The following is a 13,224-nucleotide window of genomic DNA, read 5'->3' as shown; positions in this document are numbered from 1 at the left end:
CCTGTGATGAACCTGTCTGAGCCCAAAGAACTAGCCCTGGTCCTCGAAGCCTTTCTGCTCGCCTCGGGCAAGCCGCAGTCGCTGGAACGGCTGATGGAACTGTTCGAGGAGGGTGAGCGTCCCGAACCCGCCGTCTTCAAGAAAGCCCTGGCCGTCCTCGGCAAGAGCTGTGAGGGGCGGGCGCTTGAGTTGAAAGAGGTGGCCTCCGGTTATCGCTTGCAGGTGCGCGAACGCTTTGCGCCCTGGGTAGGCCGGCTGTGGGAAGAGCGCCCGCAGCGCTATTCGCGTGCGCTGCTGGAAACCCTGGCGCTGGTGGCTTACCGGCAGCCGATCACCCGGGGCGAAATCGAGGATATCCGTGGCGTGGCGGTCAACAGTCAGATCGTCAAGACGCTGCTGGAGCGCGAGTGGATTCGCGTGGTCGGCCACCGCGATGTGCCGGGGCGCCCGTCGATGTTCGCCACCACCAAGGCCTTTCTCGATCATTTCAACCTGAAGAGCCTCGACGAGTTGCCGCCACTGGCGGCGCTGCGTGAACTGCAGCCTGATCCCGTGTTGCCTCTGGAAGACGAAGATGGCGTGCCGGCCGGGCTGCAGGCACGGGCCGATCTGGCGCTGGCCGATGACGATGCTGGCGCTGAGCAGGTCGAGCCGCGGGAAGAAACCAGCTTCCGCAGCCTGCTGGCCGAGCTCGATACCATGGAGCAGGGCCTGAAGACCGATTTCAGCGATCTGCCGGCGGCGGAGAGCGATGATGACGCGGAAACATCGGCAGAGGACGTCGACGAGCTACCCTTGCTGCACTGATTCTGCCGGCTGCAGGCATCCGCTGAGCGGCCGTGCGCGACGGCCACTAAAGGCGTATGATGCGCGACCTTTTTGGCCGATAGTGCCATTCGCCCACATCACTACACCGGGAGGTGCCCAGATGGACGAGCAACACCACAGCCCCGCAGGGGAAAAACTGCAGAAAGTCCTGGCCCGCATGGGGCTGGCTTCGCGTCGCGACATCGAAACCTGGATCAGCAGCGGCCGCGTACAGGTCAATGGCGTGGCTGCCACCCTGGGACAGCGCGTCGATCTGCATGACGCCATCAGCGTCGATGGTCGCGTGCTGCGCCGCGAGGAAGAGCAGGAAGAAGTTCGCCGCGTGCTGATCTACAACAAGCCCGATGGCGAGGTCTGCACCCGCAACGACCCGGAAGGTCGTCCCACCGTATTTGACCGTCTGCCTCGGCCACGCAATGGCCGCTGGATCAACGTCGGCCGCCTCGATATCAACACCACCGGGCTGTTGTTGTTCACCACCGACGGTGAGCTGGCCAACCGTCTGATGCACCCTTCCTACGAGATGGACCGTGAGTACGCGGTGCGTGTGCGTGGTGAAGTGACCGACGAGATGATCGAGCAGCTGAAAGCCGGCGTGATGCTGGAAGACGGCCCGGCCAAGTTCACCGACATCAAGCAGGCACCCGGTGGCGAAGGCTACAACCACTGGTATCACTGTGTGGTGATGGAAGGTCGCAACCGTGAGGTGCGCCGCCTGTGGGAATCCCAGGGCGTGGTGGTCAGTCGCCTCAAGCGCGTGCGCTTCGGTCCGGTGTTCATCACCTCGGACCTGACCATGGGCCGCTGGCGTGAAATGAGCCAGCGCGAGATCGACATCCTGGCGGCGGAAGTGGGCCTCAAACCGGTCGAGCTGCCGGGGGTCAAGAGTAAGTTTCGCGACAAGATGGAGCGTCTGCAGCGCAAGTCGCCCAAGCCGGTCGGCGCGCGCAAGCCGCGTCCGGTCGAGGGGGATCGTGGTCCGCGCGGCCAGGCGGTGATCGCCGAGCGTCCGGATGCGGCGAAGAAGCGTCCGCAGCGCGGCCGCGATGAGCCGAGCCTGGGCGAGCGTCCGGCACGCAAGCCGGCAGCGCCGGCTCAGCGTCGTCCGCAGCCGGCCGGTGAGGGGCAGCGTCCCGGTTTCGGGCGCAAGCCGCGGTAAACCGCAGGCAAAAGAAAAAGGGACCCTCGGGTCCCTTTTTTCATGCGCGTTTCAATCAGCCAGTCAGTCGATCAGCCGGCCAGGGCCAGACGGTTGCGGCCTTCGCGCTTGGCAACATAAAGGGCGTTGTCGGCGCGGCGCAGCAGGCTGTCGGACGACTCGCCTGCCAGCAGGGTGGCGCAGCCAAGGCTGATCGACACATCCAGGGCGCGGCCCTGTACAAGGTACTGCAGCTCCATGACCGCCATGCGCAGGCGTTCGCCAACCATGGCTGCCGCTTCGCGCTGGGTGTTGGACAGCAGCACGAGGAACTCCTCGCCACCGAAGCGGAACACCATGTCGACGTTGCGCAGGGTGTTCTTCAGGGTGCTGGCTACCGCACGCAGGACTTCGTCGCCGGTGTGATGGCCGTGTTCATCGTTGATCTTCTTGAAGAAGTCGATATCCAGCATCAGTACCGACAGCGGCTGCAGGTGGCGCCGGGCCATCTCCACTTCGCGCTCCAGGCTTTGCTCCATGGCTACGCGGTTGCCGGTGCCGGTCAGTCCGTCACGCAGGGCGTTCTGCACGGCGGCGCGGTACATCAGGGCATTGCGCAGAGGAAACAGCAGGCTGGCCAGCAGTGATTCCAGCTGTGCCAGTTCGTCATCACTGAAGCGCTGATTGCGGCGGAACAACAGCTCGCCGAGGTATTCGCCTTCGTGGCTCAGGCGATAGCCGGCCGAGTGATTACCGCGGCCGCCCAGTTCCAGGCGCAGGTCGCTGCTGGCCTGCTGGTAGCTGAGAGCATCCAGCGGCACCAGGCGCTGGACTTGGCGGTAGAACAGCTCGAGGATGCGCTCGATATCGAGGGTGGTCTGCAGCTGCAGGGCCAGCTCGCGGCGCAGTTCGATCAGGGTGACCGGTTTCAGCGACGGCTGACGTTGGCCAGGAAAGCCCAGACGCTGCAGCTTGGCTGCATCGAAATTGATGGTGTTGGACTGACTGGGCGTGCTCATGATCAACCTCTGGCGCTTGAAGGCGGCGACACTATGCCTACAGCGATTTTCGTGCCAGCTGTCGATAGTTATTAAAAATGCTTTTAAATCAATGCCTTGGTTTGTTTGCGTGAAGGGTGGTCAGGCCGGTGAGACGTTTTTCTGGCGAGTCAGGCGGCAATGGCTTGCCGCTGTGATCAAGCTGGCGTCGGAAAAACGACGCGCGCCGTGACGGCGCGCGTGGGCATTACTGGGCGTCAAACGCCTGGCTGTTGACGCCTTTGCTGTCGGGGCCCATGAGGTAGAGGTAGACCGGCATGATGGCTTCGGGCAGGGGGTTATTGGCCGGGTTTTCGCCTGGGTAGGCCTGAGCGCGCATGCCGGTGCGGGTGGCGCCGGGGTTGACGCTGTTGGCGCGCACCTGAGTGCCGTCGACTTCGTCGGCCAGAACCTGCATCAGGCCTTCGGTGGCGAACTTGGAGGTGGCATAGGCTCCCCAGTAGGCCCGGCCCTGACGACCGACACTGCTGGAGGTGAAGATCACCGAGGCATCTTCGGACAGCTTGAGCAGCGGCAGCAGTGTGCTGGTCAGCATGAACATGGCGTTGACGTTGATCTGCATGACACGCATGAAATTGTCGCCGGAAAGCTGTTCCAGCGGGGTGCGCGGGCCGAGGATGGCGGCGTTGTGCAGCAGGCCGTCGAGGCGGCCGAACTCGGCCTCGATGGTGGCGGCCAGCTCGTCGTATTGATGCGGCAGGGCGGTTTCCAGGTTGAAGGGGATCACCACCGGCTGCGGATGGCCGGCCGCTTCGATCTGGTCGTAGACCGCATTGAGGTTGTCTTCATTCTTGCCCAGCAGCAGCACGGTGGCGCCGTGTGCGGCATAGGCCATGGCGGCAGCCTCGCCGATCCCGCGACCGGCGCCAGTCACCAGAATCACGCGGTCTTTGAGCAGGTCGGGGCGGGCGCTGTATTCGAACATGCGGTCGGTCTCTAAACGGAAAGAAAAGGAAATGGCTCAGCAGCTGCACAGGGCGCGGTCGAGTACGGCGCGCAGTTCGCTGGGGTGGTTGACGATCACATCGGCGCCCCAGTGGCCAGGGCTGTCATCGGGGTGGATGTAGCCCCAGGTGACGCCGGCGGTACGGCAGCCAGCGGCGCGGCCGGCGGCGATGTCGCGTTCGTCATCGCCGACGAACAGGACTTCGGCCGGCTGCAGGCCGAGTTGCTGGCAGGCCAGCAGCAGCATGTCGGGGGCCGGCTTGCTCTGGGCTACATGGTCCGGGCAGAGCAGAACGGCGCTGCGCTGATCCAGTTGCAGGTGCTGCATGATCGGCGCGGCAAAGCGCAGTGGCTTGTTGGTGGCCACGCCCCAGCGCAGCTTGGCATGCTCGATATCGTCGAGCAGTTCGCGGATGCCGGGATAGGGGCAGGTCAGTACGGCGCAATGTGCCTGGTAGCGCTCGAGGAATTCCAGACGCAGGGTTTCAAATTCAGCAGAGCCTTCCTCGGCATCGAATGCCGCGGCGACCATGGCGCGGGCGCCGCCAGAAACGACATCACGCACGGCCTGTGCATTCACGTCAGGCAGCTCGCGGGCTGCGCGCATGGCCTGAACCACGGCGACGAAGTCCGGCGCGCTGTCGAGCAGCGTACCGTCCATGTCGAAAAGTACCGCTCTCAGACGCATCAGGCCTCCTTCAGCGTCTGGATCATGTAGTTGACGTCCACATCCGCTTCCAGCTTGTAGTGCTTGGTCAGCGGGTTGTAGGTCAGGCCGATGATGTCTTTGACTTCAAAGCCGGTCTGCCGGCACCAGGCGCCGAGCTCGGAGGGGCGGATGAACTTCTTGAAGTCGTGGGTGCCGCGCGGCAGCAGGCGCAGCACGTATTCGGCGCCGACGATGGCGAACAGGTAGGCCTTGGGATTGCGGTTGATGGTGGAGAAGAACACCTGACCGCCCGGTTTGACCATTTTGTAGCAGGCGCGGATCACCGACGCCGGGTCTGGCACGTGTTCGAGCATTTCCAGGCAGGTGACCACATCGAACTGCCCGGGCATTTCCTCGGCCAGAGCTTCGGCGGTGATCTGCCGGTATTCGACCTCCACGCCTGATTCCAGCTGGTGCAGCTGAGCCACGGCCAGCGGGGCTTCACCCATGTCGATACCCATCACCGTGGCGCCACGCTGGGCCATGGATTCGCTGAGGATGCCGCCACCGCAGCCGACATCCAGCACTTTCTTGTCGGCCAGGCCGACGCGCTCGTCGATCCAGTTGACGCGCAGCGGATTGATTTCGTGCAGCGGCTTGAACTCGCTTTCGCGGTCCCACCAGCGGTGGGCGAGGGCCTCGAATTTGGCGATTTCGGCGTGATCGACGTTGCTCATGGGCGTTCCAGTGGCATGGGCCAGGTCGCAGCAGGCTGCTGGTGGCCGGGCAAAATGGGATAGCTGCGTATATTGCCAGTTTCCGGGCGCTGGCGGCAGCTTTGCCGCGCAGGCCAGTTTGTCGCAGCGTGCTTCAGCGCTGGGCGATGCGTTCGCCCCAGGCGCGGGCGCGCTCGTTCAGCTCGTGCTCGTCGAGACGGGTCAGTCGGCCGTCCTCGACCAGTGCCTTGCCGTCCACCCAGACATGCCTGACCTCATGCCGGGAGCAGGCATAGAGCAGTTGCGAGACCGGGTCGTAGACCGGTTGCTGGGCGAGGCCGGACAGGTCGAAGGCTACCAGGTCGGCCTGCTTGCCGATTTCCAGCGAGCCGATCTGCTGCTCCAGGCCCAGGGCGCGCGCGCCATTGAGCGTGGCCATGCGCAGGGCGCTGTGGGCATCCAGGGCGCTCGGGTTGCCGGCGATGGCCTTGGCCAGCAATGCGGCGGTGCGGGTTTCGCCCAGCAGGTCGAGGTCGTTGTTGCTGGCCGCGCCATCGGTGCCGATGGCCACGTTGACGCCGGCCTGCCAGAGCTTGTCCACCGGGCAGAAGCCGCTGGCCAGCTTGAGGTTGGACTCGGGGCAGTGGATCACGCTGCTGTTGCTGGCGACCAGCAGCTCGATGTCCTGTTCGTTTATCTGGGTCATGTGCACGGCCTGGAAACGTGGTCCGAGCAGGCCCAGGCGCTGCAGGCGTGCCAGCGGGCGTTCACCCTGCTGCTGGATGGCTTGATCGACCTCTCCGGCAGTTTCGTGCACGTGCATATGAATGGGGGTGTCGACTTCTTCGGCCAGCATGCGGATGGTTTCCAGCTTGTCATCGCTGACGCTGTAGGGGGCGTGCGGGCCGAAGGCGATGCGGATGCGCGGGTGATGCTTCAGATCATCGAGCAGTTGCAGGCCTTGGCGGATTGCTTCACCTGCGTCGTGGGCGCCGGGAATCGGGAAGTCGAGGATTGGTATGCTGATCTGGGCGCGAACGCCGGCCTCATGCACGGCAGTGCTGGCTTCGGCCGGGTAGAAATACATGTCGGCATGGCAGGTGATGCCGCCCTTGAGCTGTTCGGCGATGGCGATCAGGGTGCCGTCACGGACAAAATCCTCATTGACCCACTTCGCCTCGGCCGGCCAGATGCGCTCGTGCAGCCACTCCTGCAGGGGCAGGTCGTCGGCATAACCGCGCAGCAGAGTCATGGCGGCATGACCGTGAGCATTGATCAGACCGGGGCAGAGCAGCATGTCCGGCAGCTCACGCACCACCTGAGCACCGATGCGCAGCGCCTGTTCGCGAGGTGCCAGCAGGGCAATGCGGCCATCGCGAATGCCCAATGCATGCTCGCGCAGCACCACGCCGGCTGGCTCCACCGGCACTATCCAGGTGGGTAGCAGGAGCAGGTCGAAGGGGGCTTGCGGTGTCGGCATGGTCGGCAGTCCGTGGTGCTGGAGAGGCGCCAGTATAACCAGGCTCCTGGGGTATAATCGGCCGCTTTGCATGAAGATCGGAAGGTGAACTGTGCGCATGCGCGAGCAACTGCTGGCCGCGGAAAAGGTCAAGGCCATTGAATGGCAGGGGGATGCCCTGTTACTGCTCGATCAGCGTCTGTTGCCGCAGCAGCAGGTCTGGCTGCGTTACACCGAGGCGTCTGCGGTGGCGGAAGCGATCACCCTGATGGTGGTGCGCGGTGCGCCGGCCATCGGGATTGTTGCGGCCTATGGCGTGGCGCTGGCCGTGCGTCAGCGGCTGGCCGAGGGCGGCGACTGGCGGGCTGCGGTCGAGGGCGACATGCGCCTGTTGGCCGAGTCGCGGCCCACTGCGGTCAATCTGTTCTGGGCGCTCAATCGCATGCGTGACTGTTTGCAGCAGGTTCAGGTCGATGCCGATGCGCTGGCGGTTGTGACGGCTGAGGCTGAAGCCATTCATGCCAGCGATCGCGAAGCCAATCTGGTCATGGCTCAGCTGGGCGCCGAGCTGATCCGCAAGCACGGCGACAAGCCGCAGCGCCTGCTCACCCATTGCAATGCCGGAGCCCTGGCTACCGGCGGCTTCGGTACGGCCCTGGGGGTGATTCGTGCGGCGCATGCCGAAGGCCTGGTCGAGCGAGTCTATGCCGACGAAACCCGTCCCTGGCTACAGGGCTCGCGCCTGACAGCCTGGGAACTGGCGACCGATGGCGTGCCGGTTACGCTCAATGTGGATGCGGCGGCCGCGCACTTGATGAAGACGCAGGACATCAGCTGGGTGATAGTCGGGGCCGACCGCATCGCCGCCAATGGTGATGTGGCCAACAAGATCGGCACCTACCAGCTGGCGGTCAATGCGATGCACCACGGCGTGCGCTTCATGGTGGTGGCGCCCAGCTCGACCATCGACATGGCGCTGGAACATGGCGACGACATTCCCATAGAGGAGCGTGCCGGCAGCGAGTTGCTGGAGTTGGCTGGCCAGCGTGTCGCTGCTGAGGTAACCGCCTGCAATCCGGTATTCGATGTCACGCCGGCGGATCTGGTGGATGTGATTGTCACCGAGAAAGGCGTGGTAGAGCGTCCTGATGTCGAGAAAATGGCCCAGCTGATGTGCCGCAAACGGTTGCACTGAGATGGGCTGGCCGCTGGGGCGTGGGGTAGGTCCACGGCAATCCCCTGTGGTAAGCTCCGCGGGTTATCAAGGGGCCGGATGAGCCCTCCAATGCGTAGGCTCCCGTCAGGGGGCGACATAAAAAGGAACCAGGCTTCTTATGGGCGAGCTGGCCAAAGAAATTCTTCCGGTCAATATCGAAGACGAGCTGAAACAGTCCTACCTCGACTACGCGATGAGCGTGATCGTCGGGCGTGCCTTGCCGGACGCACGGGATGGTTTGAAGCCCGTGCATCGGCGCGTGCTGTTCGCCATGAGCGAACTGGGCAACGACTGGAACAAGCCCTACAAGAAATCGGCCCGTGTGGTCGGTGACGTGATCGGTAAATACCACCCGCACGGTGACACGGCTGTCTATGACACCATTGTGCGTATGGCTCAGCCCTTCTCCCTGCGTTACATGCTGGTTGATGGTCAGGGCAACTTCGGTTCGGTGGACGGCGACAACGCGGCCGCCATGCGTTACACCGAAGTGCGCATGGCCCGTCTGGCCCATGAGCTGCTGGCCGACCTGGACAAGGAAACCGTCGACTGGGTGCCCAACTACGACGGCACCGAGCAGATTCCGGCGGTCATGCCGACCAAGGTGCCGAACCTGCTGGTCAACGGCTCCAGCGGTATCGCCGTGGGCATGGCGACCAACATTCCGCCGCACAACCTGGGCGAAGTGATCGACGGCTGTCTGGCCCTGATGAGCAATCCGGAGCTGACCGTTGATGAATTGATGCACTACATCCCGGGGCCGGACTTCCCGACTGCGGGCATCATCAACGGCCGTGCCGGCATCATCGAGGCCTACCGTACCGGTCGTGGCCGCATTTACATGCGTGCCCGTGCCGAAGTCGAAGAGATCGAAGGCAAGAGCAGCGGCCGCCAGCAGATTGTCATTACCGAACTTCCGTACCAGCTGAACAAAGCGCGTCTGATCGAGAAGATCGCCGAGCTGGTCAAGGAGAAGAAGCTCGAAGGCATTACCGAACTGCGCGACGAGTCCGACAAGGACGGCATGCGCGTGGTTATCGAGCTGCGTCGTGGCGAGGTGCCTGAGGTCATCCTCAACAACCTCTACGCCCAGACCCAGTTGCAGAGCGTGTTCGGCATCAACGTGGTGGCGCTGGTCGATGGTCAGCCCAAGACCATGAACCTCAAGGACATGCTTGAGGTCTTCATCCGTCACCGCCGTGAAGTGGTGACCCGCCGTACCGTGTTCGAGCTGCGCAAGGCGCGCGAGCGTGGGCATATCCTGGAAGGCCAGGCGGTTGCCCTGTCCAACATCGATCCGGTGATCGAGCTGATCAAACAGTCGCCGACACCTGCCGAGGCCAAGGAGCGCCTGATCGCTACCGCCTGGGAGTCCAGTGCCGTGGAGGCCATGGTCGAGCGCGCGGGCGCCGATTCCTGCCGTCCGCAGGATCTGGATGAGCAGTACGGTCTGCGCGAAGGCAAGTACTACCTGTCGCCGGAGCAGGCCCAGGCCATTCTGGAGCTGCGCCTGCATCGCCTGACCGGTCTGGAGCACGAGAAGCTGCTGGCCGAGTATCAGGAGATCCTCACCCTGATCGGCGAGCTGATCCGCATCCTGAACAATCCCGAGCGCCTGATGGAAGTCATCCGCGAGGAACTGGAGAAGGTCAAGGCCGAATTCGGCGATGCCCGTCGTACCGAGATCATGGCTTCGCAGATGGACCTGACCATCGCCGACCTGATCACCGAGGAAGAGCGCGTCGTCACCATTTCCCACGGCGGCTATGCCAAGTCGCAGCCCCTGCATGCCTACCAGGCTCAGCGCCGTGGCGGCAAGGGCAAGTCGGCTACCGGGGTGAAGGACGAGGACTACATCGAGCACCTGCTGGTTGCCAACAGCCATGCCACCCTGTTGCTGTTCTCCAGCAAGGGCAAGGTCTATTGGCTGCGCACCTTCGAGATACCGGAAGCCTCCCGCGCCGCGCGTGGTCGTCCGCTGGTCAACCTGCTGCCGCTTGATGAGGGTGAGCGCATCACCGCCATGCTGCAGATCGACCTGGAAGCCCTGCGTCAGCAGGCTGCCGAAGAAGGCGAGGATCTGGACGAAAACGAAGGCGCAGTGATCGAGGGCGAAGTGGTCGAAGCCGAAGTGGCCGAAGACAGTGACGCCGAAGTGGTCGACGATGAGCAGGACGAGCCGACCGGTGCCTACATCTTTATGGCTACCGCCTTCGGTACCGTCAAGAAGACGCCGCTGGTGCAGTTCAGCAAGCCGCGCTCCAGCGGTCTGATCGCGCTGAAGCTGGAAGAGGGTGACACCCTGATTGCCGCGGCCATCACCGATGGTGCCAAGGAAGTCATGCTGTTCTCCGACGCCGGCAAGGTCATCCGCTTCAAGGAAAAACACGTTCGCACCATGAGCCGTATCGCTCGCGGTGTGCGCGGCATGCGTCTGGCCGACGGCCAGTGCCTGATTTCCATGCTGATTCCGGAAAGTGGTGCGCAGATTCTCTCGGCTTCCGAGCGCGGCTACGGCAAGCGCACGCCGCTGGAGGACTACCCGCGTCGTGGTCGTGGTGGTCAGGGCGTGATCGCCATGGTCATCAACGAACGTAACGGCAAGCTGGTCGGTGCGGTGCAGGTGCAGGATGGCGAAGAGATCATGCTGATCTCCGACCAAGGCACCCTGGTGCGTACCCGTGTCGATGAAGTCTCGTCCTCTTCGCGCAACACCCAGGGCGTTACCCTGATCAAGCTGGCCAAGGATGAAACCCTGGTCGGTCTGGAGCGGGTGCAGGAGCCCTCGGGTGGCGATGAAGATGAAGAGGCGTTGGACGGTGAGTTCGTCGAGACCGTGACCGACGGCGGCGAGGCTGCAGAGGCTGGCGATGAGCTGGTGGGCGACGAGTCTGCCGATAACGAGCCAACCGGTAACGAGTAAGTGCAATCGCCGCTCCGTCAGTCGGAGCGGCGCAGGCTGAACCCAGGCGGGCAGATCGTGTAAGCGATGCTGTCCGCCATGCATTTAAGTGAGAGCAAACGTGAGCAAGCGAGCCTTTAACTTCTGCGCCGGCCCGGCCGCGCTTCCCACCGCCGTACTGGAACGTGCCCAGGCCGAGATGCTCGACTGGCAGGGCAAGGGCCTCTCCGTGATGGAGATGAGTCACCGCAGCGACGAATACGTGGCCATCGCCGAGAGGGCCGAGCAGGACCTGCGCGACCTGCTGGCCATTCCGTCGAACTACAAGGTGCTGTTCCTGCAGGGTGGCGCCAGCCAGCAGTTCGCCGAGATTCCGCTGAACCTGCTGCCGGAAGACGGTGTGGCCGATTACATCGATACCGGCATCTGGTCGAAGAAAGCCATCGAGGAGGCCCAGCGTTTCGGTAACGTCAATGTGGCCGCCAGCGCCAAGGCCTATGACTATTTCGCCATCCCGGGGCAGAACGACTGGCAGCTGTCGAAGAAGGCGGCCTACCTGCATTACGCCAGCAACGAGACCATCGGCGGTCTGCAGTTCGACTGGGTGCCGGATGTCGGTGAAACCCCGCTGGTGGTGGACATGTCCTCGGACATCCTCTCGCGCCCGATTGATGTGTCGCAGTACGGCCTGATCTACGCCGGCGCGCAGAAGAACATCGGCCCGTCCGGTCTGGTCGTCGCCATTGTTCGCGAAGACCTGCTCGGTCGTGCCCGCTCCAGCTGCCCGACCATGCTCAATTACAAGGTCGCTGCCGACAACGGCTCGATGTACAACACCCCGGCGACCTATTCCTGGTACCTGTCGGGTCTGGTGTTCGAGTGGCTAAAGGAGCAGGGCGGCGTCGAGGCGATCGCCAAGGTCAACCGTACCAAGAAGGACCTGCTGTACAAGGCCATCGATGCCAGCGACTTCTACAGCAACCCGATCACGCACAATGCCCGCTCGTGGATGAACGTGCCGTTCCGTCTGGCCGACGACAAGCTCGACAAGCCGTTCCTGGCGGGTGCCGAGGCGCGCGGCCTGCTCAATCTCAAGGGGCATCGCTCGGTCGGTGGCATGCGGGCTTCCATCTATAACGCCGTAGGCCTGGATGCCGTTGAGGCGCTGGTCGCCTACATGGCTGAGTTCGAGAAGGAGCACGCCTGATGAGCGACGCTGATCAGCTCAAGGCCCTGCGGGTGCGCATCGACAGTCTCGATGAGAAGATTCTCGAGCTGATCAGTGATCGCGCGCGCTGTGCTCAGGATGTGGCGCGGGTGAAGATGGCCTCGCTGCCGGCCGGCGAAACCCCGGTGTTTTACCGTCCTGAGCGCGAGGCCTGGGTACTCAAGCACATCATGGAGCTGAACAAGGGGCCCCTGGACAACGAGGAAGTGGCGCGTCTGTTCCGCGAAATCATGTCCTCCTGCCTGGCGCTGGAGCAGCCGCTGAAGATTGCCTACCTCGGCCCCGAGGGGACTTTCTCCCAGGCTGCCGCGCTCAAGCACTTCGGGCATGCGGTTATCAGTCAGCCGATGGCGGCGATCGACGAGGTATTCCGCGAAGTGGCTGCCGGGGCGGTGAACTTCGGCGTGGTGCCGGTGGAGAACTCCACCGAGGGCGCGGTCAATCACACCCTCGACAGTTTCCTTGAACACGATATGGTCATTTGTGGCGAGGTGGAGCTGCGTATCCACCATCACCTGCTGGTGGGTGAGACCACCAAGACCGACCGTATCACCCGCATCTACTCCCATGCCCAGTCCCTGGCCCAGTGCCGCAAGTGGCTGGATGCGCATTACCCCAACGTCGAGCGTGTGGCGGTGTCGAGCAATGCCGATGCGGCCAAGCGGGTGAAGAGCGAATGGAACAGTGCGGCGATTGCCGGTGATATGGCGGCGCAGCTGTATGGCTTGAGCAAGCTGGCCGAGAAGATCGAGGATCGTCCGGACAACTCCACGCGCTTTCTCATCATCGGTAATCAGGAAGTGCCGCCGACTGGCGATGACAAGACCTCGATCATCGTTTCCATGCGCAACAAGCCGGGGGCGCTGCATGAGCTGCTGGTGCCGTTCCATACCAACGGTATCGACCTCACCCGCATCGAGACCCGGCCGTCGCGCAGCGGCAAGTGGACCTATGTGTTCTTCATCGACTTCGTCGGTCACCACCAGGATCCGCTGATCAAGGATGTGCTGGAGAAGATCGGCAACGAAGCCGTGGCGCTCAAGGTGCTGGGTTCCTACCCGAAAGCCGTACTCTGAGTCTGTAAG

12 protein-coding genes are annotated in these 13,224 nt (G+C 63.4%); 7 read left to right on the top strand and 5 right to left on the bottom strand.

The genetic code is table 11. The features are described 5' to 3' along the window. Window positions 1–6: 6 nt before the first annotated feature. Complete coding sequence (scpB, locus tag HNP49_RS09980; protein ID WP_184682854.1) at window positions 7–807, top strand: SMC-Scp complex subunit ScpB; 801 nt, start codon at window positions 7–9, stop codon at window positions 805–807. 121 nt (window positions 808–928) lie between these two features. Further along, window positions 929–1,987 carry a 23S rRNA pseudouridine(2605) synthase RluB gene (rluB, locus tag HNP49_RS09975; protein ID WP_184682851.1) on the top strand — a complete coding sequence of 353 codons (1,059 nt, stop codon included), beginning with the start codon at window positions 929–931 and terminating at the stop codon, window positions 1,985–1,987. A gap of 71 nt (window positions 1,988–2,058) precedes the next feature. On the opposite strand, the gene HNP49_RS09970 is transcribed toward rluB, so the two are convergent. Beyond that, complete coding sequence (locus HNP49_RS09970; RefSeq protein ID WP_184682849.1) at window positions 2,059–2,985, bottom strand: GGDEF domain-containing protein; 927 nt, start codon at window positions 2,983–2,985, stop codon at window positions 2,059–2,061. Between HNP49_RS09970 and HNP49_RS09965 the strand changes: the two genes are divergently transcribed. Further along, window positions 2,984–3,196, top strand: coding sequence for a hypothetical protein (locus HNP49_RS09965; RefSeq protein ID WP_184682848.1), 213 nt, complete (start codon window positions 2,984–2,986; stop codon window positions 3,194–3,196). The genes HNP49_RS09970 and HNP49_RS09965 overlap by 2 nt on opposite strands. Before the next feature lie 15 nt (window positions 3,197–3,211). Here HNP49_RS09965 and HNP49_RS09960 read toward each other — a convergent pair whose 3' ends face one another. From HNP49_RS09960 to HNP49_RS09945, 4 genes are all read right to left on the bottom strand, one after another. Then, window positions 3,212–3,949 carry a YciK family oxidoreductase gene (locus HNP49_RS09960; protein WP_184682846.1) on the bottom strand — a complete coding sequence of 246 codons (738 nt, stop codon included), beginning with the start codon at window positions 3,947–3,949 and terminating at the stop codon, window positions 3,212–3,214. A 36-nt stretch (window positions 3,950–3,985) separates the two neighbouring features. Further along, a complete protein-coding gene (mupP, locus tag HNP49_RS09955; protein ID WP_184682844.1) occupies window positions 3,986–4,657 on the bottom strand; it encodes an N-acetylmuramic acid 6-phosphate phosphatase MupP in 672 nt (223 codons plus the stop codon). Next, window positions 4,657–5,355 (bottom strand): bifunctional 2-polyprenyl-6-hydroxyphenol methylase/3-demethylubiquinol 3-O-methyltransferase UbiG, encoded by a 699-nt coding sequence (gene ubiG / locus HNP49_RS09950; protein WP_184682842.1) that lies wholly within the window; start codon window positions 5,353–5,355, stop codon window positions 4,657–4,659. The genes mupP and ubiG overlap by 1 nt, the downstream gene beginning before the upstream one ends. A 133-nt stretch (window positions 5,356–5,488) precedes the next feature. Further along, the gene (locus HNP49_RS09945; protein ID WP_184682840.1) at window positions 5,489–6,814 is read right to left on the bottom strand and encodes a TRZ/ATZ family hydrolase; all 1,326 of its coding nucleotides are present in this window, start codon (window positions 6,812–6,814) and stop codon (window positions 5,489–5,491) included. Window positions 6,815–6,911: 97 nt separating this feature from the next. Between HNP49_RS09945 and mtnA the strand changes: the two genes are divergently transcribed. The 4 genes from mtnA (at window position 6,912) to pheA (ending at window position 13,215) form a co-directional block, all read left to right on the top strand. Next, entirely contained in the window at window positions 6,912–7,988 is a 1,077-nt protein-coding gene (gene mtnA / locus HNP49_RS09940; protein ID WP_184682839.1) for an S-methyl-5-thioribose-1-phosphate isomerase, read from the top strand. 139 nt (window positions 7,989–8,127) lie between these two features. After that, on the top strand, window positions 8,128–10,932 hold the full coding sequence (gyrA, locus tag HNP49_RS09935; RefSeq protein WP_184682837.1) for a DNA gyrase subunit A: 2,805 nt from the start codon (window positions 8,128–8,130) through the stop codon (window positions 10,930–10,932). Window positions 10,933–11,032: 100 nt separating this feature from the next. Then, the gene (gene serC / locus HNP49_RS09930; protein ID WP_184682834.1) at window positions 11,033–12,118 is read left to right on the top strand and encodes a 3-phosphoserine/phosphohydroxythreonine transaminase; all 1,086 of its coding nucleotides are present in this window, start codon (window positions 11,033–11,035) and stop codon (window positions 12,116–12,118) included. After that, entirely contained in the window at window positions 12,118–13,215 is a 1,098-nt protein-coding gene (pheA, locus tag HNP49_RS09925) for a prephenate dehydratase (RefSeq protein ID WP_184682832.1), read from the top strand. The genes serC and pheA overlap by 1 nt, the downstream gene beginning before the upstream one ends. The last annotated feature ends 9 nt before the right edge of the window (window positions 13,216–13,224 follow it).

Source organism: Pseudomonas fluvialis (genome assembly GCF_014207935.1).
Classification (GTDB): domain Bacteria; phylum Pseudomonadota; class Gammaproteobacteria; order Pseudomonadales; family Pseudomonadaceae; genus Aquipseudomonas; species Aquipseudomonas fluvialis_A.
The sequence above is the reverse complement of the archived record's forward strand: the minus strand, read 5'-3'. Positions and strand labels throughout refer to the sequence as shown.